This is a genomic window from [Clostridium] scindens ATCC 35704, assembly GCF_004295125.1.
In the GTDB taxonomy this organism is placed as follows: Bacteria; Bacillota; Clostridia; order Lachnospirales; family Lachnospiraceae; genus Clostridium_AP; species Clostridium_AP scindens.
In genome coordinates this window covers 1,944,067-1,968,073 of the sequence record NZ_CP036170.1, presented here as the reverse complement: position 1 = coordinate 1,968,073, position 24,007 = coordinate 1,944,067, and the positions used below count along the sequence as shown (strand labels likewise).

Here is a 24,007-nt window from a genome sequence, read left to right as displayed (position 1 = left end):
TCCACTCTCCCTATACAGGGAGAGACAGAAGAAAGAATAAGGGAACTGATCGCAGAGAACATTTCAATCCACTCTCCCTATACAGGGAGAGACAGCCTAAGCAAAGCGATAGCAAACCTTATAAGGTATTTCAATCCACTCTCCCTATACAGGGAGAGACCTGTTGGAAGAGCAGGGGAGGCTTCCTTGGAAGATTTCAATCCACTCTCCCTATACAGGGAGAGACAGTTGAAGATCAACATCATGCTGGCCGTGGCACAATTTCAATCCACTCTCCCTATACAGGGAGAGACGCAACAGCGATAACAGTAGCCGGTGGCGCGGCTATATTTCAATCCACTCTCCCTATACAGGGAGAGACGGATTCAGAAAATGAACTCCTGGTATAAGGAAGCATTTCAATCCACTCTCCCTATACAGGGAGAGACAAGAGGATGCAATACAGGCCAAGAGGAAGGAAGGTATTTCAATCCACTCTCCCTATACAGGGAGAGACCTCGTAGAGTGGTTTCTTGGAAATGACCCAACAAAATTTCAATCCACTCTCCCTATGCAGGGAAAGACTCTGACTGCAACTTCTCTATGACAATATATGGAAATTTCAATCCACTCTCCCTATGCAGGGAAAGACGGAAGTAGAATAGGGGGATGACATGAAAGAATTATTTCAATCCACTCTCCCTATGCAGGGAAAGACGGAGAAAGCAATTCAGGAGTGCCGTACAGAAAATGAATTTCAATCCACTCTCCCTATACAGGGAGAGACTTGTTCGTTTTTGCTGTGTTATTATTATAATGACATTTCAATCCACTCTCCCTATACAGGGAGAGACAATTGTTTTTGGCTTCGGACTTGCTGTCTAAGTTATTTCAATCCACTCTCCCTATACAGGGAGAGACCATATCCGCTTATAAGAGATTGCCGTAGCATATATATTTCAATCCACTCTCCCTATACAGGGAGAGACAAGGAGTTGTGACAATGACAGTTGGCGAAAGAATTATTTCAATCCACTCTCCCTATACAGGGAGAGACAGAATTCCAGGTTTCAAGAGCCTTCGTGGATAAATTTCAATCCACTCTCCCTATACAGGGAGAGACATTACATTTGTGTTATAATGTCAACAGTTTTTATTATTTCAATCCACTCTCCCTATACAGGGAGAGACCCGGCGCCTGGCCAGGCAGGAGGACCCGACGGCATTTCAATCCACTCTCCCTATACAGGGAGAGACCTACAGACATTGCCGATCAAGAAGCGGCAGAAAGATTTCAATCCACTCTCCCTATACAGGGAGAGACGCGGATGAGAGTTTTGACGCACAGACGAGTGATATTTCAATCCACTCTCCCTATACAGGGAGAGACAGTTCATCGAAGGCTGCCTGATTGGGGCATGGCCATTTCAATCCACTCTCCCTATACAGGGAGAGACGATTTAATCCGGCAATTCAGCAACCGAAAATATATTTCAATCCACTCTCCCTATACAGGGAGAGACAAAGAACGATTGGAACCAATGGCGGATTTGGCTATATTTCAATCCACTCTCCCTATACAGGGAGAGACCCAGGCTTCCAAACTTCTTCACATACTCCGCCACATTTCAATCCACTCTCCCTATACAGGGAGAGACCTCCAGGCTCTGGAACCACATAATAATTTTTTTCATTTCAATCCACTCTCCCTATACAGGGAGAGACAGCAATTTTGCACATAAAACTCCTAATATACAGCCAATCTCTTATGCAAAACGCCAAACAAAAGAACTTTTTCCAACACCTACACAACAAATTATAACTTCCCTAGCCCTCATATCATCAATATCCAGGTGCGAATCTCCCTGCATTTTCATGTGCACTTCACATTCGCACTAAACCACTCTAGAATATAAGAGGGGCAGTCACATCAAAACTTTTCTTTGCTCCTATATGTTCAATCTTGTCTTTATACTTATTACCTAGATTATAAAATCTTAAACTATCAACCTCTTTATCAATTATGTCTTCCAAGATAGCCTTTACCTGGCGAAGTTTTGCGGCGTCCAGATTGCACTCGAACACGGAATTTTGAACCCGCTGTCCATAATTAACGCATTGCTTTGCTACTTTCCTTAGACGTCTCTTTCCTGCCTCTGTCTCTGTATTCACATCATAAGTTATTAACACCAGCATTCTATCACCTACTTCCATAAGAATGGCGGATACTCTTCCAGATCTCCACGAATATATCTGGCCAGAAGCATTGCCTGAACATGCGGTACCATCCCCCACTCCATCTTTTCACCCAGGAAAGGATGTGTAATGACTTCCTTCTTCTTATCCTGCCATGCAGCGAGAAATTTCTTTCTCGTATCATCGTCCATAATGACAGCGCCATTTTCTTTCTGAAGGAATCCGCTGGAATCAACAATCCTTTTATTAATCAGCGTTAGTACGAAACGGTCAGCCATTACACTTCTTAGTTCTTCCATGATATCCAGCGCCAATGATGCGCGGCCTGGTCTATCCGTATGAAAGAAGCCAACATACGGATCAAGGCCAACAGTTTCCAAGGCAGACGTACATATACCTGCCAAAAGCGAATAGGCGAATGAAAGCATTGCATTTACATTATCCAAAGGAGGCCTTCTATTTCGTCCATGAAAATAAAAAGTTTCCTTTTGCTGCAAGATCAATTCATCAAAGACAGAGAAATAAACGGAGGCGGACTCTCCCTCAAGCCCTAGAAGTTTGTCCGGGCTTTCACACGTACGGATTTCTTTTAAGCGGGAAGCAAGGAAAGACGATTTTTCTTTTATCTTTTCTACATCCAGCCGCAGCGGATAATCTCGGATTGCCCGCTCTAAAATCCACCGGGAATTATAGACTTTTCCAACAATACAATTTCGCGCCACTTCTATCCTTTTTTCCGTATTATCGGCGATACGATATTGCTGCCTGCGCAGTGTGACATTACCCCTGACTTCTCCACATACCCGTGCAAGGAAACGTCCGTGCTCAGTCATAAAAGTAAGGCTAATATTCTTCTGCGCGCAAGTTCCCATAAGTCTCGGGCTTGCTCCTGTATATCCAAATGTAACGATTCCCTCCAGGTTATGTAGGGGCACGCGCCCGATTTCCTTCTGTTCTTCCAGAATAACAACATTCTCTCCATCTAAAGAAAGATACCGATTCGCAGAGGTCACATATAACGTATTCATTAATTTTTTCAACTCTATTCCTCCGATAGCCTGCTATTAATATAATCTGTTGCCGACTTTGCTATTCCTAAAGCCGGCAGACAGATATCCTTTAGAGAACACGCATTACATGCCTTGGAACGTTTTACCCTTGGAGTATATCTTCGTTCATAATACTGATGCATTTCCAGAAACATGTCTTTTGTCTTGTGCCGAATTTCTTCTGTAAATTCTACTATTTTTCTATGTCTTGTCTCTCCATAGTATAAGTATCCAAAGGAAATCTGGCAGCAAAGCATTTCTTCCAAGCATAATGCCTGCGCCATAAGCTGAAGAATATCCACATCATTTTCCTTGGGCTTTCCCCGCTTGTATTCGATGGGAATTACTTCATACAGGCCATCCCGTCCAAATAAGGTTATTCCGTCCTGAGAGCGGTGGAATTCAACAACGTCACATTCACCGCTGATCCCCAATTCTCTGGAATATACTGGCATGCCTCTGCTGATAATCAGATCTCCTCTCTTCTCCGCGTTTGTAGGATCATGTGCCTTCTCATGTAAAAGTTTTCCTTCAACAGTCCTCACATTTTCATCCCATTGGAGTTCTATGTAGGCAAGCGCCCATTGGCGGCGGCAGAATGCAAAATGCTGGATACCCGACAATTGCAGGTAATCCTCTTCTTTATACAAACTCATATACCTCCGGTTTTACACAGTTCAGTTCTTCCAACTTGATAGAGTAATCTTTAAATGATTTAGGCCTGTCTTCCAATGCCTCAATTTTTATACTTCTATGAATTTGGGCAGTAGGTACTGAAGGAGTCTTTTCCTCATGCTGCCACCAGTAGAGTCGGCAGACTTCCATACTTCCTTCCGGCCTTGCGGATGATGCGTCGTTTTCAAACAGGGTCCTCAGCGCCTCCTTTAAAAGTTCAGCATCTTCTTGAGAAAATCCGGTTTTCTCCGCCAATTGGACATTCACGCTTCCTTTTACCAGGTATAGTCCAAACCCTACTCTATGCTTGGTTCCCATGGTATCTGAAGCCTTACTGTCCTTTCCTGCCTCGCTGTTGACGCTCTTCGTGATCTGCATGCTGACAACATCCACTGGTGACAAACTGACTGCCTGATGGATTGAAACAGGTCCTCGTATTCCCACAGAAACTTCCTCTCCTTTGAACGCGAATACTTGTCCGAACGTCCTCACATCCAGCCATTCCTGACATGCAATCTGGGCAAAATGTTCCCTATCGGCTTTTTTCTTCTTAATTTCATTATTTAATTCTTCACATCCTTCTGCCCGTTTCTTCAGGCTTGTGTAACCATCGTCGGAACGGTCATCCGATTGGACAAATATTTTCTGTCCCATATCCTGGAAACGATTACGGATCTTTCTTTTAATACAGACATCTGAGATTTCCCCATAGCCTTCATAATTCTCTCTTGGACGATTTCCATTCAAAGGATCTCCATTCGGATTAGCATTTGTTGCTGAAACAAGCAATGCAAAATCAATTTTTCCTTTTAAAGTTGTCATTCTTTTTCCTCCTCCGCTTTTTTCGGCCTATATTTTAGTTCATAAGACTGGCTGTGATAGCCCAGTAAATATAATCCTTCCAGCCTGTCATTATTAGTAAATTCTTTTTCATCGAACAATTCATAGATTTCATCAAGAGTCTTATTATAAGAATTCCGCTCCTTAATATCCAATTTTTGCAAATAGGGCTGTATACGCTCCTCTAATACCTTCCATGTCTGGTATGGATGCTGTGCAAATGCATTCATATATCTTTTTGCATTCGTCACTCTTTTCCCGTCTTCATCTCTGTCAAATGTACGGTATTCAATCCTGTCAGCCATTGCTAAAAGTCGTCCGTACAGATAGTCTCTATTCCTGCTTTCCTCATTCAGCGACACTTTCCACTCCTCCTTTTCCACTTCCATTTTCTGCTTTTTCACCAGAGCGCATGCTATAGAAAGCACTTTTTCCCAATTATACCGATTGTCATACGAAACTGGGGATGACGCTTTTTGTACCGCGGCATTTACTATATCTCTCGGCACGCGTCTCCTCTCAGATATACAGGGCAAAAGCCTCTTGCATACTTCAGCATACATTCTTGTATTGCCTCCAAGGGAAATAATTCCTTTCTGCTCCGTCCCGTACAGGGCTTCCGCAATATCTTTCACGCCTGCCATTCCGAAATAACGAAAGTTATGTCCGTTCTTATATTTTGACTGCAGCCACCTGCAGCTGTCATGCCAGTATTTGATATTATCTACATACCTGCTGGCGGCAAACTCTTTATTTTCCACCATAGCAAGCCTTCCAGTAGTGGCAGCATCAAAGGCAAGAATCATAACTTTCGAGTCCGTCTTCAGATTCTCTCCATATCCGCGCATCGCTGCTTTGAACCTTGCCGCAGCCGCGGCTCCCGTCTCATATTCCTGTTCTTCCTCCTCTCCCCATCCTTCATATTCGCTTTCCTGCGCCTCCTGACAGGCTTCCTCAATCTTATCTGTATCAGCGCCCCAATCCGGAATCGGCTTCAGATTAGATTCCCAAATCACGATGCAAAGCCCACCCCAACTATATCCTTGTTTGCGTATGATCCATTTAAGCGCATTATGTACTTTTTGGGAGACCTCATAGCCTATGGCAAATGCTTCCGTCTTATCCGAGAATCTTCCTCTAAATGTATAATTTTTATTATCATTTGAAGAAATAAGTTTCGCCCCGTCTCCTTCATTTCTGATTTTCTTTGGCTGAAGATAAGAAACCGGAACATTCTCGCCAGTAAGATAGCAGAAATCTGTCTGCGTTAATCTGGAACGGTGATACTTGATATAACTTTTCTGCAAGGTCCCATCCAGCCAACATTCTGAAAAATATCGCCCGGAAGGATCGTTTAAAATATCCTGGCTTAAATCTGCTTTTTCTATGATACGAAATCTTACAAACGCATCTGCCTGTGATACAATCTGTATCTTTGCCTTTTCTAAAAGAACTCCTTTTTCATCTGTAATCAAGACTCCTTCTTCAACCAAATCAGCCATGAGCGTCCCCTTGCTTAAATAAGCATAAAGCGCATCTACTTTTGGATGTGTATACTCAGACAGATGCCAGGACTTTAGACCTTCTATGTAGAGTTTGTGATTCTTGGAAAAGTCTTTTTTTCCATTCTTTACATATCTTGCGTAATCTGCAGCCAGGTATTTTAGGTTGTCACAGAAAGGATGCGCCTTTGGATCCGATGTCCTGCTGTTGGAAGTCTCCGTCACGGGGATGATTGTCATCTTATCTTCATCCGGCACTCTTGATGCTCCGAGAATATTTCCTTCACTGTCAATGTCAACCGTAATCTGTGCTGCTACCGTCGTATGAAATATTGGCAAAAGAACCAGCGGAACCTGCTCTGGTCCCTTTTTCCCCTGGCGGGTCTTATATTCTACTCTTCCAATTTTCTCTTCATTTTTCTCATATAAATCATACAATTCGCTAAACCAACTCAATGTCTTCCTCCTCCCCGTCAAATTCTCGAATGCCTGTAAAATTGCCCTCTCCAAATGGCTTTACTGCCATTTCCCTAATGTGTCTTTTTTCCGCACACTCCTCAGGACGGGTAAATTCGATGATTCCCTTTTTCATGACCGGATGCCAGAACCTCACCGTCATCTTTCCCTCATCTTCCGGAAGAACTGCCTCATCCGCATAAGTAATGCCATGATACATAAGCCCATAGGACAAATCGCCTTCCTGGCTGTCATAATATCCTTCCCCTTCTTCAAACTCGCATGGTACCACATATCCCTGACATTCTCTTGTGCCCAGGAAAATATCCCTTCTTCCGCCTCGGCTTATCATTCGCCTGGCAATATTATGATGCTTATTTTCATTACGGTCCGATTCTAGTTCCGGCCTGTTTCTGTTCCATTCAAAATGTGCCCGCACTTGATAACTGACATCCTTCAAATAAGTATAATAGGATAAATCATTTCCCCCATTATAACTAATGGGACGGATAGCCTTTGTCTCCGTCTGGATTGGCTTCATAATCCTTACCGCATCTATAATCCAAATCAACGTAGGCTTCCAGTACACGCTTTGCAAAATCCCTTTAAGCGCTTCATACGTGGGCACATGATAAGAACATTTCTCCCCTCCTACGCGGGTCACGGGATCCGAAAACAACGCGTAGTCTCCATACACTTCAAATTCTACTGTATTGCGATACTTCACCTTCTCACCCCTTTTCTAAAAGTTTATAAATTCCATTCCCAGCGGTTCTTCTGAAACACCAGTTTCTCTACTATAATAGTTCTGACTCAGGACATAGACGGTTCCTCCACATACCGATGTAATTGCATTTCCTAACTTCTGACGAAATTGCTCGGATATCCCCACCGTATATGGCTGAAGCCTTCGAAGCGCTTTCTTATGCTCTGCCAGCGTAGCATATTCGTCCTCAAGAATGGCTATCTGCTTCTCTGCTTTTTCATCATATCTAACTACGACATCTACCTTTCCATCTTCGGGTATCACTTCGAATACATCTCCCGCCGTTTTAAACGCCTGCTTTAACAGCAAATTCTTACTATCCTTTTTGGTTGACTCTGACATGCTTTCCCACATCGTCTTGCTAGTGGATAGCAAGTCAAGCAGTGTAACATCCACTCCATTCACCGATACAAGATATTCCATCTCCGGCATTCTCTTCCTTAGATATATCTGGTAATAGTACCGGATTGACTCCTCGGACGACAGACTATGATCAAATATTTCCGGATTCTTCCTGAATTGATTTAGCACTTCTGTCATGCTCTCCTGCATTTTTCGAATCTCCGCAAGTCTTTCTACATTTTCTAACTCGCTGCTTATTCCCACAACATAGACGTACCCCAAACCCGCTTCCCCATGCCTGTTGCATCGGCCTGCCGCCTGAATGATATTGTCAAGGCCTGCCAGGGAACGTATGACGCACTTGAAGGATAGATTCACTCCCGCCTCAATCAGCTGAGTGCTGATACATATCACCTTCTTCTCATTTTCTAAATTCTCTTCCAGTCTCTTTAGTACATCCCTCCTGTGTTCCGCGCACATATTCGTGCTCAGATGAAATAATATATAATCCGATCCCTTACATTTTTTCTTAATCTCTTTATAAAGACTCTCTGCACATTTCTTTGTATTCACAACGACAAGAACTTGTTTAAGCGTCTCCGCCTTGTCCCAGATAAACTCTTGTAATTCTTCTGCCGCAAATCCGCTTCCTGCTCCTTTCGTAGCATCTATAATTTTCGTTCTTTTAAATACCTCAGCATATTCTTTGGGATTGCCTGCCATAGATAGTGGCGGCAACAGCCTATTTTCATCCAGCTCATCAAATAACGGTTGTGTCGCTGAACATAAGACCACTGTCGACTTCCCAAATGCCGTCAGAAAGTTCACAGAAAGATTAAACAGTTTGGTAATTTTTACTGGCAAGGCTTGAACTTCATCAAATATAATCACACTATTCAGAATGCTATACATACGCCTGATATTTCCAATTCCAGAGGCAAACAACGTGTTCAAAAATTGTACCGCTGTAGTGACTATAATCGGCGAATCCCAATTCTCTGTCAGAATTTCATATCGGATTCTCTCTCTTTCATCATCATGAATCACATTACAATGGTGCTCTAGAACAATCTCATCATTATGAATCGCCCTGCGTATTTCTTCCGCATTCTGGTCTATTATACTCTGATAGGGCGCTACATATATGATATGTCTCTTATGATATTTCCTGGCATGATACAGCCCAAAACGCAGACTACTAAGCGTCTTACCCGCTCCGGTGGGCACTGTCAGACGGTAAAGTCTTTCTTCTCTTTCTCCGGCCTCCATACATTTCCGCGAGATATCCCTGCGATATTCATCCAGCCTTGATTCTGATTTCATGGACTTTAAATACTGTTCCAGATATGTAATACATTTTCCCCAAATATCTTGCATCATTTCATCACTTTTAGGAGCAGGCAATTCTCTCTGCTCCATAAAGCATGCCGTATCAGTCCTATCTGCATCTACCAGCAGCGACATAATTGTCCTTTCATACATACCCAGAAAAAAATCTCTGTTTCCATACATATTTTTGCTCAAATTCTTAATACGAATAAACCCTAATATCTCCTGGATAATGCCTGCTACTTCCTGTTTTGCTATGAGGCCTCTCTTCTCCAAATCTTCCTTTTTTAAATATTGATAATAACGTTCCTCTACATTTTGGAAATTCTCTTTTTTGGACAATCGCTCTTTAATGTAAATAGTGGATTTTTCGAATGAAAAACAGTCATGCAGACCATGATGGCAAAATACTGCCATCTGTATCAGCACAGATAGATTTGTGGCGGGAAACATCTTATCTATCAGAAAACCGCCGCCTGTCGAGTGGTCTTCTTCCCCGCGACGCACTTGTTCTTCATTCATCGCTCTTCTGAGATAATTTTGGACACCTTCTCTATATTTTCCAGCGTCATGAAGCGCACCACTAACCCAGGCGACAGAGGATAGACATTTCAATGGGGAATTACTCATGGCAAGATAAGCCACATTAAGATTGTGCTCGGAAACGGATTGTATGTGTATAGCATTATTACTGTCTTTATAAAAATGTGCAATGTATGGATCGTTCATATTTACTTACTTCCTGTTATTTGTCAATTTTCACCATTTTCTTTATTTTATCACACATTTTCAGCAATTAAAACAAAAATATCCAACATATCGTCGGTATACGGTAAATAGGTTCTTTCCGGACTCCAACAATTTTCAAAATCAAGTTCTACTCCTGCTTTCTTTGCCTTCTCTGCTTTTGAATAAATAAGTGCCCCAAGCCACTCCCTCTGCGGGAACGTAATCATTGCCGTACCTTCCACAACCGGAATTTTCCCTAACTATTTTTTATACCCTGTATGTCGTCTTTTTCTGCCAGATAGTTAATCATAAAAAATATGATCCTTAATATCATGGCATATCTTTGCAAGTTCCTGCGTCCTCGTGCTGATTACATTCAGACAGTTTCCGGATTAATTTGAATCTTCAGGGGTTTTATATTCCTTTGGTGATATTCCTGTATATTTTTTAAAGAAATATGAAAAATATGTTGTATTCTCAAATCCTAATTTTTCGGCTATTTCATATATTTTCATATCCGTTCCTCCCAGATACTCTTTTGCCTTCTGTATCTTTTTCTCATTAATATAATTAATAATCGTGTTACCTGTCTCATCCTTAAAAATTCGGCTAAGATAACTCATACTTACTCCAATATACCTTGAAATTTCCGATACTGTAATGCCTCTTTCATAATTCTCATCAATATATTTTTCACACTCATAAATAAGAATATTCCTTCTGCTTGCCGCTATTTTGATGTATTCTGCAGTACTTTCAATCACGGTTCTCATAATACTATAATATTCACTGATATGCCTACAACGGTAAATACTTTTTGAAAAACTCTCTTTCTGCAATGTAATATCATACAAAGTTTTTTCCATATCTGATAGCATTTTTTTACTCGACGCATAAATACAAATACCAACTTCTAGAATCGTTGCTACAGATCCCCCACTTTCCATCTGATATTTAATAATATTGTCAAATTCTTTCATTGCCTCCTCAGAATTTCCTTTTTTCATCCAATATTGAAGACTTTCCACACCTTTTTCAATATGTTCTAAAAGTTCTTTGGTATCTTTTTTACGCTCTTGAAAATAATTAATCTTACTCTTATCATTAAAGAAACTTTCGCCTTCAGCAGATTCTGCTTCTTCATACCTTTGTTTCAGTTCGAATATATCATTTCCCAGATTACTGATTCCCATATAGACATACATTTTCATAAAGTTATCCATGATCTCAATAACTTCCTCACATTTCTTATGTATATCTTCATAAAAATCCATTGAAATATGATCAAGAATAATTGCCATTACGTCTTTATCTACTGCCAGACTATATACCAACTTTTCATCAAACACCATGTGAAAAAAGTTTTGCAGACTACTATATGTATAACTTCTTTCTTTGTCTTCTCTTGCACGAAAATGACAAACTATAACCAGATAGCCCTCTACAAGGCTGATATCTGCTTTATCAGCTTTTTTTCTGATATCTTCCTGCAAATAAAGCGAACCGTCAAAAACAGATTTGAAAAAGTTTTCTTTCAGTACTTTTTTGCTCTCGACATTTCGTTCGAATTCCGTTAATTTAATCTTATCTTTTGCTTTTTCTATAGCTACGACCAGATCGTCAAAGGCTCCCGTTTTAATAACATAATCAATTACATCATATTTTACAGCTGACTGAGCATAAGAAAAATCTGCATAAGCAGTAAGTAAGATTACTTTACAAGAAAGTTTTTTTTCCCAGACATATTTTGCTAATTCAATACCACTTACTCCTGGCATTTGAACATCCAAAATCAGAATGTCTGGTATTGCTCGTCCCAGCATTTCCATAACTTCTTGCCCATTTGCTGCAAATCCAATAAGGTCGCATTCCAACTTTTCCCATTCTATCAGCGTTTGCATTGCCTTACGGACAATTGGCTCATCATCTGCTATCAATACCTTATATACCATCGCCTATCACCTCAGTCTTGTCTAACGACCATTATAACACCTCGGTTTTTTCTTTTAAAGTCAATTCAATTACGTTGTCCGCTGTCTCGTCAATATGAAACGAATAGTATTCCGGATTTCCATAATTTACAAACTCATACCCCGGAAATTCTTTTGCTACCCAAGGAGTCAGCAGCAGCATTTCGCTTCCGTCACAAAGTCTTCGTGCCTTCTGGACTCTCCCTTTTACTCCGGGAAGCGGGAGCGCTCCTACACATTCATCCAGAACATGTGCATAGAGTTTATTTCCCTTCCGAGTATATCGTCCCCACTCTGGTTTTTCAAATTCTGACATCCCACAGCCATAGATACTCTCCCCATTCTCACGCATCCATTCTCCCACTTCTGCCAAAATATCTAGCTGCCATTTAGGGATTTCTCCTTTCGGAGTAGGTGAGACGTTTAGAATCATGTTCCCATTTTTACTCGTACATTCCACTAGTTTTCGAATAATCTGTGAAGCAGTCTTTCGATGAAGATCCATCGGAGTATATCCCCAATTATTATTCATGGTGAAGCATGCCTCCCATGGAATCTTTTTCCCAGATGGAGTCCTTAATCCTTTCATTGGAATAATCATCTCCGGGCATGCAAAATCACCAGAAAAAATATTTGGTTCATCTGTCATCACGGAGCCGTATGATTCCCCATTAGCTTCCAAACGTCCGTTCATAATAATGTCCGGCTGTAATTCTCTGACCATATTGACAAGTTCCGTTCCTCTCCAGTCTTCCCCCATATGGCCTTCGTAAGAAAAGTCAAACCACAATAAATCGATTTTCCCATAATTGGTAAGTAATTCCCTCACTTGAGCATGCATATAATTTAAATATTTGTTAAAATCTCTTTTCTCATTCTTTACCGCTTCGTTATTGCGATTCGGATGATACATATCCCCATACGCCGGATAATCAGGATGATGCCAATCAAGCAGAGAGTAGTAAAAACCTATCTTCAGACCTTCCGCACGGAAAGCATCCACATATTCGCGCACTAAATCCCGTCCGCATTTTGTATTTGTGCTTTTGTAATCCGTATATTTGCTATCAAATAGGCAAAATCCTTCATGATGTTTTGTCGTGAGCACAGCATACTTCATACCTGCATTTTTAGCTGCTTTTGCCCATTGTTTCGGATTATAGTGATCTGGATTCCACTCTTCAAAATATTTTTCATACACCGGGGTGTCAATTTCTTCATCTCCCATCACCCATTCGCCACGACCTGGAATTGCATACAGTCCCCAGTGAATAAACATTCCAAAGCGTGCATCCATAAACCATTGTACCCTTTTTTCTCTCTCTTCTATAATTCCCATTTGGAGCTGCTCCTTTCTTTTATCCTCCATTTTTCATCAACCACTTTTTATCCTTTAACAGCGCCTGCAGTCAACGATCTCACAAATGTCTCTGACAATAGGCAGAATACGATAATCGTCGGCACAACTGCAACAATAATTGCGGAGAACATACCATTTAAATTTCTTGAATACGCTGATGTAAACTGTCCCAACAGTGCTGGTATTGTCATTTTCTCTGGAGATTTCAGTAACAATGATGCAAAATAATATTCATTCCAGTTATTCAAAAAGGCCATGATTGCCGCTGTTGCAAGTCCCGGTTTTGCAATAGGGAGAATGATTCTGAAAAAAGTCCCAAAATATCCACATCCATCCACCCTGGCTGCTTCTTCCATTTCTTTTGGTATGGACATGAAATAACTCTGAAGAATAAAATACGTTACTGCAATACCCAGACCTGAATAGATAAAAATGACTCCAATCCTCGTATCCCTTAAACCAAGCTCTCCTAACAAACGATAAATAGGAAAAGAAATAGAAATAGCAGGAATAAATAGAGTCGTTGAAAACATTAGTGTTATCAATCCTTTGCCTTTAAAATTCATCCTGGCAACTACATACGCTGCCATAGCCACAATTGTTACACTCAACAATGTAGAAACACAGGTTATAATAATACTGTTCAAGAAATACGTTTGGATATCCAGTTTTGTAAAAATAGTAATATATCCATCAAACACCCATTTTTCCGGCAATCCCAAACCACCTGGCTTTTCTTTGAAAGAAGAAATCAACACCCACAAAATCGGATAAAGCGAAATAAACAGAACGATTGCCATAATTGCATATCGAAATATTTTTGCTCCTATACTTCCGCTTTCTGCATGTTCTTTTTGCTTTTTTCTCATTACAGTTCCTCCTCGTATTATAAAGTAGTAGTGTTTATAGTCCCTCTCCAAGGACTGTATGCTATACTGTTGGAGATACTGTGGATTGTTTAATCACTCCTACCACTTGATGGTTTCAGAAAGGCTACAACCACAGTCTCTTTGTATAGTTGTTAATCAGTTAGATACCGCATGACGGTTTATTTAGAACGAGGTTACAATCGCAAGGAGTACCTGTGGCTCTAAACAGTATCAAATTTATTCAAAGGAGATTTCTTATGATTTACGTTGGAATTGACGTTGCCAAAGATAAGCACGACTGCTTTATTACGAACTCAGATGGCGAAGTATTATTTAAGCCCTTTACCATCTCTAATAATCGCGAAGGTTTTGAAACCTTATTTGAAAGAATCTCATCCGTATCAGATGATTTAAACAAAGTAAAAGTAGGACTGGAAGCCACCGGACACTACAGTTACAATCTTCTGGGATTTCTTCTTGATAAAGGTTTGCCGACCTATGTTATCAATCCGTTACATACGAATCTTTACAGAAAAAGTCTCAGCCTTAGAAAGACGAAAACGGATAAAGTTGATTCCCGTACCATTGCTACTATGATGATGTCTGACATGAACTTAAAGTCCTACTCAAACACATCTTACCACAATGAGGAGCTAAAGTCACTCACTCGTTATCGTTTTGATAAAGTCAAAGAACGGGCAAAGCTGAAAAGTTCTGTTTCAAGACTTGTGTGTATTCTTTTCCCAGAACTGGAAAAACTCGTTCCTACGCTTCATATGGCATCCATTTATGCTTTACTTTCTGAATTTCCAAGTGCAGATGCTGTTGCAAACGCACACCTCACAAGGCTTTCCAACCTGCTCTCTGAAAGTTCTAAAGGCAGATATGGGAAAGATACTGCTGTCATGTTTCGTGACGCTGCAAGAGGTTCTATCGGTTCTCATATGCCTGCAAAGTCTTTGGAACTAAAACACACCATCAAGCTCATTCAGGAATTAACGATTGAGATTAATGAAATCGAAGCAGCCATCAAACGAATCATGGATGAAGAGATCCATTCTCCCATCCTTACCATTCCTGGTATCAGTTACCGGATGGGCGCAATGATCATTGCTGAGATTGGGGATTTCTCTCGTTTTGATTCCGCAGATAAGATACTCGCATATGCAGGAATGTCTCCCTCCACTTATCAATCGGGACAGTTAGATAACTGTTATTCCCATATGGAGAAACGAGGTTCCAGATACCTTCGGTATGCCCTTTACAATGCCACAAAATATGTCTGCCAGTGGGATGAATCCTTTCGTGTATATCTAGAAAAGAAACGTTCAGAAGGCAAGCATTATAATGTTGCATTATCTCATACCTCCAAGAAACTTGTGCGATTGATTTTTGCACTGGAAAAATCAGGACAAGCATACCTTCCAACAACTTAATTCTTTTCTGTAAATATCTCCTTTTAGAGCACCTGTAAAGATGCTCTTGTTGTCATGCAGTTTTCAAGGTTCAAAAATATCTGAAATGCATTTCTGCAATTCATTCATAAAACTTTCATTTTAGACTTGACTTTTAATAGTTAGTCTTTCTGCTATGGAACATCTTATTAATCGTACCCACCAATAAAATACCAAGAAGTATCTGGATCACACCTGCTGCATTTCCTCTTGCAAAATTTAGCCTCTCACTTCCGAGCGCTGTTTTATAAACATAATAACTCAAGCTATATGTTGCGTTATCCGGCCCGCCTCCACTAATTAATGCAATTTCATTATAGAGTAAAAGTCCATAGTTAGCTGCAATCACCGCTACTGTACCAATCATTGGTTTGAGTAATGGAAGAGTAATTTTCAGATCAATCTGTAGTCCGCTTGCCCCGTCCACCTTTGCCGCTTCATAGATTGCCGTATCAATAGAAAATATCTGTGTAAGCAATAGTAAACAAGAAGATCCTCCAAATAGTATAAACGCAAATGTCACTCCCCAAAAAGCCCATTTTTCGTCTGCTAATACACTTACATCGCTTCCTGGCATAAACCAATTACATATCTCTGTAATTACTCCTCTTGACGGACTATATAAATTTAAAAAAATTAACCCAATTGCTGCTGTTGAAATAATGTTTGGTATTACAAACATATTTCGTGTAAATCTCCAGCCTCTCTCTTTTTTCGACAACACTAGAGAAACTACTACTGCCCAAGGTACCTGTATTATAAGAGTCAATGCTACCCATTTTAAAGAATTCAATAACGCCATCTGGAAATTTTTATCCATCGTGAACATCTTGATATAATTATCAAACATTTGCTTCCACCCAAGAAATTCCGGAGCCACAAAATTCTTCGAATTCCACTCGCAAAATGACGTAGCAAAGATATTCAAAAGTGGATATGCATAAATTATTCCGAACAGGATGACTGCTGGAAGCAGGAACACAATGATAAATATACTACGCTTACTTAACTTTCTCCTATTTCTATTCATATCTATCCTTTCTTTCATAAAATCGGGGACTATCTAAGACAGTCCCCGATTCTTACACATTTTACCCATTCGCGCATTTTTTCACTGGTTCGTCGTAGACGTCAGTTTACTCAGCCGCAAGTACCTGATCCAATTCTGCTGCTACATCTTCCGCTGTCTTGGAACCATCTTTAAGTCCTGCATATTTATTCTGAATCTCGCCTTCCATATCACCAAAGGTATTTCCCCAGCCAAGCACCTGAACATCTGCATTTTGTAGTGTCTGGCAAGCCTGAACAAGAAGTTTTCCTTCCGGACTCTCTACTTCTGCCGCTGCTTTATCATAATCAAGTGCTGTACTTGGAACCATTCCGATTCCATTTTCAACAATTCTTGCTGCGATCTCAGGACTTGTCATATATTTGATAAATTCAATACAAATCTTTTTCTGCTCGTCAGTCAGTTTATCTGACACAACATAACCACAGCCTCCTGAAAGAAGCCCAGCTGTTTTTCCATCGTTTGTCGGGAATACAGCAGGTTTGATATTCTCGATTCCTGCTTCACAATCTGCAAAATCCCCCGTTGCCCATACGCCGTTGAAGAGCATTGCGGAATCACCACTTATAAAGTCTTCTGTATATTGGTTGTCATCATCTCCTCCAGGTCCAAAATGTGCAGCATCAATTTTTTGAAGAACATTATTTTGTAAGAAATCCATTGTACCAATAAAGGTAGGATCATCAAAACTCTTCGCAGAACCACCGTTTGCATAGAACTTTCTTGAATCTTCATCCCGCTGTGAATAACCTGCTGCCAGAATGTTTGTTGGCCATCCCGCATTAAGACTAAATGGTGAAATTCCAGCATCTGATAATTTGTCTACTGCTTCATCAAAATCTGCCCATGATGTCCATTTGTCAGGTGTTGTAGCTCCGGCTTTATCAAACAGCGCTTGATTATACCAGAATCCTACTCCTTCAATCTGTTCTCTCACTGTATAAATCTTTCCATCTTCCGTCAGGTTCTGATCATAACATACACCCACACCAGCTTTCAGATCTTCATCTTTATCCAAGTAGGGTTTTAAATCCATAATCATATCTGCACTCGCAGCAGCATCTGTAATATCCCATCCGCCGAAATCCGCAATATCATAAAACTCTCCTGCACTTAAATCATTGAGTGCAGTATTGTAAATTCCCTCTGCCCCACTCTGGTCTGCTTTAATTACAAAATTAAATTCATCTTTGTGCATTTCCGCAAACTCTTCATAAATCTTTCTCATCTCTGCCGCTGGAGCCCATTCGGTTTCATCCTGATAATATCCATGTGTAAATGTAACTGTCGGAAGTTCATTATCTGCTTCCTTTCCTCCACCTTTTTCTTTTTCTCCACATCCCGTAAGTGCCATTGAGCCGATGCATGTTGCAGCCAGAAGCAAGCTAATCAGTTTTTTCTTTTTCATTCCAGTTCCTCCTTGATCCATTTCTTATAATTCTATTGTAGATTTAGTATATCTCTATATCTGTGCACATTAAATAAACAGAACCATTTATTTCCTTATATTTTTTTGTCAGTTTTGTTGATTTCTATGTATTTAATTACATTTTTTTGACCTGTCGTCTCAAAAAAGACTGACAGGTCAAAAATGTGAAACCTTCATAAATGCCATTCCTATTATCTTTCAAACTGTTGTTTCAAAAACAGATGAAACTGCATTGTGCCACCACCTAATCTTTTCACCTCCTCCGGTCTTTCTGCATCTATTTCTGAGACATCGTAAAATTCAGCAATTCTAGTTTTTTCTGTAATCATATAAGCATCACTTCCGGGAATCCCTTTATCCAGATATATGAATTCGTCTCCCCAGAAACAACATTCTTTCATATTGATGTTTTCAGGTTTTAATACATTCTCCACAAAGTAATCCACATTATCACTTTTGGTCGTCAAACCTGCCTCCAAGTACTTTGCGTCCGTAGTCGCTTTAATTGTTATCCCATTTTTCTTTCCAAAATCTTCTGCCAACTTCATAAGCTCTATAAGCCCTTCTCTTATACCATGCTTATGCAAAATATCTTGAAGCATTTCAGTTTCGCCTTCCTGAAGGAATAAATTATCACTACGATCATGGTTTACCATCAAATCCAATTTGCAGTAATTTGGTCTCGTAAAAACAATGTCCGAATCTAACCCATACTCTCGCAATAGATGTTGATGCAGTAAAAATACACTCCCATGAATTTTTAATTTTTCTTCTTGTGACGGGAGAAATTCCTTATGCAACAGTGGCTTTCCTTCTTTAAATGAATAATTATGAGCGCCACGTCCCAATCCAAGATAAAGATTGCCAAGTTCCTGCTTTGTAAAATATTCGTGTAGTTTTCCATCTGCTATCTTGTCATATGTTGTTCCACTGATAATAATCATCTTCACATCTTTAGAAAGTAATTTTTTCATCAGTTCTACGACTGAATCCACGGGTTCTTTTCTACTTTTTACCGCTGTTCCATCCCAATCAAAAAAAATGGCTTTATACTGCATTTATTTTCCCTCCCGATTCTCCATCTGTATTTTTAATGTACTTCCGGCAGAGCATGTATATATATTTCCCATATATGTCACCCGGAGTTCTTTTGCTGCGTCTTCACCTATTATTTTCAATATATCTTTCGTGATTTCCACACGATATCTGCTTCCGCCATAGTTGAATCGAAACTTTAATTTTCTCCACTTTTCAGGCAAATGCGGACTAAAATGGACACCATCTTCTTCTGCTTCCAGTCCTGCAAACCCCTGCGTCAAAACCATCCATGTTCCCCCATTTGCCGCGGGATGGGTACCACCAATATACAAGTCTCCCAGATATAATTTGTAGTCTCCAGTCAAGTCAATCTGCGCAGCTTTCATTAAATATTGATAGGCCCACTCTGTTTTTCCTATCTGCGCAGCCAGCAGAGCATAAATACAGGTACTCAAACTAGAGCCATGCTCTGTCCTAGGCTCATAATAACTCCAGTTTTTCTCTTTCACCTCATCTGTAAAATCACTTCCTAATAGACTCAAAAGCAATATTACATCTGCTTGTTTTATGATCTGCGTATTGACGGCCAGACCACATGGACTTCCAAGATATTCGTTCGGTTTTATAATTCTTGAATAAAGTTCTTGTATAGATAAATCCTCTTCTTTTAAGTACCCGTCGAACTGCTCAATCACCAGACTATCATTTGGCTTAGGCAGATAGATTTTCTCATAAAGATCTCGGATATTCTCTTCTTCTTCCCAATAATCCAGCTTATCCATCACCTTCTTATACATTTCCGGTTCTTTACTTTTCAGATAACTGATTACATCCAGCGTCGCCTTAGCCGTTAAACGGATCATATAATTTGTATAGGCATCATTATTTACTCTCTCGTGATATTCATCTGCTCCTGTCACATCAAGGAATTCATACTGCTCTTTTCCTTTTTTATAGTACGCATAAGACCAGAAAAAACGCGCGCACTCCAAGATAACTTCCGCTGCTCCTTCCTTCAAAATAGAATTATCTTTTGTGACGTTCATGTATTTCCAAAGTCCGTATACCACATCCGCACTGATATGTATCTGCTTATCACGGAAATAAGTCCTCATTTTACGTCCGGTGAATATATCCGTCAGATTATAGTGGGTACATCCGTCTCTACCTGTTTCCTGACTCTCCCACGGATAAAATGCTCCTTCATATCCATACTCCGAAGCTTTTTCATAAGCTCCCTGCAAATTTTTCACTCTGTACATCACGAGATTTCTCGCAATCTTCGGATCACAAAATGCAAACATGGGTAACATATATATTTCCGTATCCCAAAACATCGCCCCTTTATATACCTGCCCCGAGAGTCCACGTGCTGGAATCGCCACTCTGTCTGTATGCTCTGGTGCAGAACTATAAAGAAGATATGCGCTATAAAGAACTGCTTTTTCTGCTTCTTCATCGCCTTCTATTTCGATTCCGAGTTTTTCATACCTTTTACCCCACAATGCTTTCTGCTTTGCCTTAAGCCTATCATACCCTTTCTGTTCTGCCTGTTGACAACAATTAACAGCCGCTTCCCACACATCTGTACAGTCTGTTTCTTTACATATTGCTATATATTTTTCCATTACATAAGGAACACTTTTTTTCAAATTAACATGAATAACCGATCCGTTTTTGAGATTTTCGGTTTTTCCTTCCGGCGACAGAGCCTGTTTTTTTTCTGCAACCGCTATATTTGCGGTATTCTCAATTGTCTTACAGATCATTCCAGTAACACCGTCTTTTTCTATATATTCTTTGTTTTTAAAATGATTTCCATTTATGTTCCATATATCATCATCAATTCCAGTATGTATTTTTATATCCAAATCCTTATCCGCAGTCACTTGATATCTCATCACCAAAAGATGAATATCTTCTAAACTAGCAAATCTTTCTGCTTCTACAGTAATTCTTTGTCCATCTTCTGTCGAAAACACGGTCTTTCTTCTATGTATACCAGTGTCAAAGTGAAGTTCCTGAACGTGTTTTTCAATTTTTGTTTCTAACACGGAAAGTTTTTTTTCCTCATATTCTACCCAAGTGTAGAGTCCGTTTGGCACATTTACTGGTTCCCTCCAGCCGTTACCATTATCATCAAATATTTCTGATACCGTACATGCAACAAGCTGTTCTTTTCCATACTCCTCCAAGGTTCCTCTGTATCCAAAATAGCCGTTTCCTATACACATCTTATTGCCGATAAATTCTATCTTTTCTTTTTTATATTCTTTATCTTCTATTTTCCAGTTCATATTGAATCCTCCGATTTATACGATGATTTTGATTTTAAGTCAGCGGATAACGAATCAAAATAATTTCCTACTTTTTTAATATCCCCCACCCATTCCCAAGGCTTCCACCTGAAAGCAGGAATTGTTTAGCGTGTTTCTGAAGGGAAGTCTCTTCGGCATAATCTATTACCCGTAACCCAATCTCTCCAAATATCCTCAGTTCTGCCTCCCGCTCTCTATAATCCACTTTTTTAATATCGAAGAAATCCTGAAAAAGAAGAATATTCGATTTTTGAGGAAGTAACTTCCGAAGTTCTGGAAATAAAAGCCAAGAATGACAAAAATACTGCCTTTCTTTTCCGAACCAATGATATGCTTTTTCCAGCGCTTCCTGGCATACCTCCGGAGTCAACGGATCACCTTCTGGTATATGTATGCTAATTACTGATTCCCCTTTCTTGATACAACTATTTGTTCCCTGAATTTCTTCATCTGCTTTCATCTCCTCAAATTCCAGCCTTCCAAGTCTGAAAAGTTTTAGTTCCAACGCACGCCAAAACCAGTCATGTACATAATAATCAAGTCCACACTTCCCTGTCTTGCGGAAATAATCATCACTCCAAATCCGAATATCAAGAAAAGTATCCCAAAAAATTTTATCCTCGATTCCTCTCTTTTTATATGCTTCATAAGTATCACAAGCAAATTGGCAATAATAATATAGAAAAGACAGTTCTGTATCGTTCTTCGACATCAGTATTTTATAAAATTCGTCTCTGTTATTTTTGAAAAGATGTTTCATGTCTTCATACATTTTATTTTTCTGCCTTATAACATCTATTTTATTTACAGCCTCTTCACTTAGTCCTATTCCATGGCACAACTCCATCAGATCCATTTTTATATCTCCTCTCCAATATCAGTAGGAAGGTATATCGTTACTCTTACTCCTTTTCCCTTTTTAGAAAAAATATGTATCCCAAATTCATTTCCATACATTAATTTGATAATATTGTTTACATTATTAAGTCCTACTCTATTATGCACTTTATCCGCCTCTTTTGCTTTCAAAGGTAGCAGAACTTCTCCATCCATATCAAATCCGATTCCATTATCATTTACACAAATGCATATATGTTCATCTTCTTTTCTTATATCTACTTCGACATTTCCTTTTCCAAGTTTCGGTTCCAAACCATGTACTATTGCATTTTCTACCACTAATTGAATACATAGTTTGGGTATGTAATATTCCTCAACTCCTTTTTCCATTTGAATCGAATATGTTAAATTGTTTTCATATCTAAATTCCTGAATCTCTAAATAGTATTTGACATATTCTAGTTCTTGTTTTATCTGAACTTTCTCAGTATCACTCCGATAAATTTTTGCTTGTATCAACTGTGAAAATGTGGATATCTTTTTACTTAACTCCCGATTCCCGTCTATCTGTGCTTGTAGCGCTAATGCATTTAATACATTAAACATAAAATGAGGATTCATTTGGGTTTGAAGAAATTTCAGCTCCATTTCTTTTATCAGTATCTGTTTTTCATACACTTCATTTACCAGATAGTCTATTTCTTTTGTCATCTGATTAAATCCACAACTGATTGCATGAAACTCCTTACTATCATAATCTGGAAGTTTTGCTTGAAAATTTCTCTGTCCAACTAGCTTCAATTTTTCATTGACTTCTTCAATAGGACTTGTCATCTTAATTGTAAACACTCCAAAACTAAGTATCCCAGCTATAATGATCGCTATAATTCCGACTACATAAATATCTATAGAATCATACAATATCTTAATTGCATAATTCTCTGGTATCCCTATGGCAACTCGGAGGTCCATACACAGTTCATGATTATACAATCTGTATTTCTCCTCTCCAATCTTTCCTATATACGGAGTATTATGTGAAACTTCTTTCCAATCTTTCCCTAATAAATCCACATTTTTAGGATACGTTTCCAGAATATTCCCTTTCTTTGTATATATTGCGCAAACTCCCCCTCTGTAATCACCAACTTGATTCATTAGACTGTATATAGTCTTTATATTTAATCGAAATACAAGACTGCCCTGCTCCTCCAAAGAATCATTTAAAATAGGGCATGCTAAATATAAACTCTTTCCATCTCTATAGCAATAAGTTTCAAAGCCAATTTCATTGTCCCTAGTATCCCTATATACCTTCCACACATTTGCAATGATCTGATCACTCTTTTCTTGATCCCCCGGAACTATAGCGTAATAAAAATCTGTTATATATTCGCCGCTATTTCGGAAAAGATAGACACAATCCACCAACGGCATTCCTTCATCCCCACGGTTAGACGAATTATTGATATCCACAGCCTCTGAAAATGCTTGTCTAACTTTTTCCAAACTGTATGTATTCCCTCCATCTCTCAAATACTCCATTAATAGTTCTGAGGAGCGCAATTCATTCAGGACTTCTGTCATATATTCCATTCTTTTTTCTATATTTTCTCCTGCTTCTTTCAAGAAAAAATCCAAATCATGGTCAATATATTTTCCTATTACCCAACTGACAGAACATATAAACAATACTCCACATAACAGGAAACTAACCAAAGCAATCCCCACATTAATTTCTAACATCCTGATTCGCAGAGAATATTTCTTTTTATCCTTTTCCTCTTTCTTCATCTC

The 24,007-nt window shown here is 39.4% G+C and carries 18 protein-coding genes and 1 CRISPR repeat array (1 of these 19 cut by a window edge); of the genes, 1 reads left to right on the top strand and 17 read right to left on the bottom strand.

Going from position 1 to position 24,007, the window contains the following annotated elements:
* Positions 1-1,704: direct repeats of the CRISPR family, unit length 33 nt; unit sequence ATTTCAATCCACTCTCCCTATACAGGGAGAGAC (it extends 950 nt beyond the left edge of the window).
* Positions 1,705-1,884: 180 nt separating this feature from the next.
* The 11 genes from cas2 to HDCHBGLK_RS09940 all read right to left on the bottom strand — a co-directional run bounded on the left by cas2 (position 1,885) and on the right by HDCHBGLK_RS09940 (position 14,062).
* Entirely contained in the window at positions 1,885-2,175 is a 291-nt protein-coding gene (cas2, locus tag HDCHBGLK_RS09990) for a CRISPR-associated endonuclease Cas2 (RefSeq protein WP_009247866.1), read from the bottom strand.
* A gap of 8 nt (positions 2,176-2,183) precedes the next feature.
* Complete coding sequence (gene cas1c / locus HDCHBGLK_RS09985; RefSeq protein WP_039909203.1) at positions 2,184-3,215, bottom strand: type I-C CRISPR-associated endonuclease Cas1c; 1,032 nt, start codon at positions 3,213-3,215, stop codon at positions 2,184-2,186.
* Positions 3,216-3,217: 2 nt separating this feature from the next.
* The gene (gene cas4 / locus HDCHBGLK_RS09980; protein ID WP_004604881.1) at positions 3,218-3,880 is read right to left on the bottom strand and encodes a CRISPR-associated protein Cas4; all 663 of its coding nucleotides are present in this window, start codon (positions 3,878-3,880) and stop codon (positions 3,218-3,220) included.
* Positions 3,867-4,721 (bottom strand): type I-C CRISPR-associated protein Cas7/Csd2, encoded by an 855-nt coding sequence (cas7c, locus tag HDCHBGLK_RS09975; RefSeq protein WP_004604882.1) that lies wholly within the window; start codon positions 4,719-4,721, stop codon positions 3,867-3,869. Before cas7c ends, cas4 begins: the two co-directional genes overlap by 14 nt.
* Positions 4,718-6,697, bottom strand: coding sequence for a type I-C CRISPR-associated protein Cas8c/Csd1 (gene cas8c, locus HDCHBGLK_RS09970; RefSeq protein WP_004604883.1), 1,980 nt, complete (start codon positions 6,695-6,697; stop codon positions 4,718-4,720). The genes cas7c and cas8c overlap by 4 nt, the downstream gene beginning before the upstream one ends.
* On the bottom strand, positions 6,684-7,424 hold the full coding sequence (cas5c, locus tag HDCHBGLK_RS09965; RefSeq protein WP_004604884.1) for a type I-C CRISPR-associated protein Cas5c: 741 nt from the start codon (positions 7,422-7,424) through the stop codon (positions 6,684-6,686). The genes cas8c and cas5c overlap by 14 nt, the downstream gene beginning before the upstream one ends.
* 15 nt (positions 7,425-7,439) lie before the next feature.
* Positions 7,440-9,863: a CRISPR-associated helicase/endonuclease Cas3 gene (locus tag HDCHBGLK_RS09960; RefSeq protein ID WP_004604885.1), complete on the bottom strand. Its 2,424-nt coding sequence runs from the start codon at positions 9,861-9,863 to the stop codon at positions 7,440-7,442.
* A gap of 50 nt (positions 9,864-9,913) precedes the next feature.
* Positions 9,914-10,105 carry a hypothetical protein gene (locus HDCHBGLK_RS09955; RefSeq protein ID WP_130574588.1) on the bottom strand — a complete coding sequence of 64 codons (192 nt, stop codon included), beginning with the start codon at positions 10,103-10,105 and terminating at the stop codon, positions 9,914-9,916.
* 150 nt (positions 10,106-10,255) lie between these two features.
* Positions 10,256-11,815 (bottom strand): response regulator transcription factor, encoded by a 1,560-nt coding sequence (locus HDCHBGLK_RS09950; protein ID WP_004604887.1) that lies wholly within the window; start codon positions 11,813-11,815, stop codon positions 10,256-10,258.
* A 31-nt stretch (positions 11,816-11,846) separates the two neighbouring features.
* Entirely contained in the window at positions 11,847-13,172 is a 1,326-nt protein-coding gene (locus HDCHBGLK_RS09945; RefSeq protein WP_039909205.1) for an alpha-L-fucosidase, read from the bottom strand.
* A 47-nt stretch (positions 13,173-13,219) separates the two neighbouring features.
* A complete protein-coding gene (locus HDCHBGLK_RS09940; protein ID WP_004604889.1) occupies positions 13,220-14,062 on the bottom strand; it encodes a carbohydrate ABC transporter permease in 843 nt (280 codons plus the stop codon).
* A 257-nt stretch (positions 14,063-14,319) separates the two neighbouring features.
* Here HDCHBGLK_RS09940 and HDCHBGLK_RS09935 point away from each other — a divergent pair, with 257 nt between their 5' ends.
* Positions 14,320-15,498, top strand: a complete 1,179-nt coding sequence (locus tag HDCHBGLK_RS09935; RefSeq protein WP_039909206.1) for an IS110 family RNA-guided transposase — start codon at positions 14,320-14,322, stop codon at positions 15,496-15,498.
* A 133-nt stretch (positions 15,499-15,631) separates the two neighbouring features.
* Here the strand turns inward: HDCHBGLK_RS09935 and HDCHBGLK_RS09930 are convergent, their stop codons facing one another.
* From HDCHBGLK_RS09930 to HDCHBGLK_RS09905, 6 genes are all read right to left on the bottom strand, one after another.
* Positions 15,632-16,366: a carbohydrate ABC transporter permease gene (locus HDCHBGLK_RS09930; protein ID WP_233440648.1), complete on the bottom strand. Its 735-nt coding sequence runs from the start codon at positions 16,364-16,366 to the stop codon at positions 15,632-15,634.
* 286 nt (positions 16,367-16,652) lie between these two features.
* Positions 16,653-17,993 (bottom strand): ABC transporter substrate-binding protein, encoded by a 1,341-nt coding sequence (locus tag HDCHBGLK_RS09925; RefSeq protein ID WP_009247876.1) that lies wholly within the window; start codon positions 17,991-17,993, stop codon positions 16,653-16,655.
* Between the two features lie 212 nt (positions 17,994-18,205).
* The gene (locus HDCHBGLK_RS09920) at positions 18,206-19,072 is read right to left on the bottom strand and encodes an HAD family hydrolase (protein WP_004604893.1); all 867 of its coding nucleotides are present in this window, start codon (positions 19,070-19,072) and stop codon (positions 18,206-18,208) included.
* Positions 19,073-21,349, bottom strand: a complete 2,277-nt coding sequence (locus HDCHBGLK_RS09915; protein WP_004604894.1) for a glycosyl hydrolase family 65 protein — start codon at positions 21,347-21,349, stop codon at positions 19,073-19,075.
* A gap of 67 nt (positions 21,350-21,416) precedes the next feature.
* Positions 21,417-22,226 carry an acyltransferase domain-containing protein gene (locus HDCHBGLK_RS09910; protein ID WP_004604895.1) on the bottom strand — a complete coding sequence of 270 codons (810 nt, stop codon included), beginning with the start codon at positions 22,224-22,226 and terminating at the stop codon, positions 21,417-21,419.
* 2 nt (positions 22,227-22,228) lie between these two features.
* Positions 22,229-24,004 carry a sensor histidine kinase gene (locus HDCHBGLK_RS09905; RefSeq protein ID WP_004604896.1) on the bottom strand — a complete coding sequence of 592 codons (1,776 nt, stop codon included), beginning with the start codon at positions 24,002-24,004 and terminating at the stop codon, positions 22,229-22,231.
* Positions 24,005-24,007: the final 3 nt, after the last annotated feature.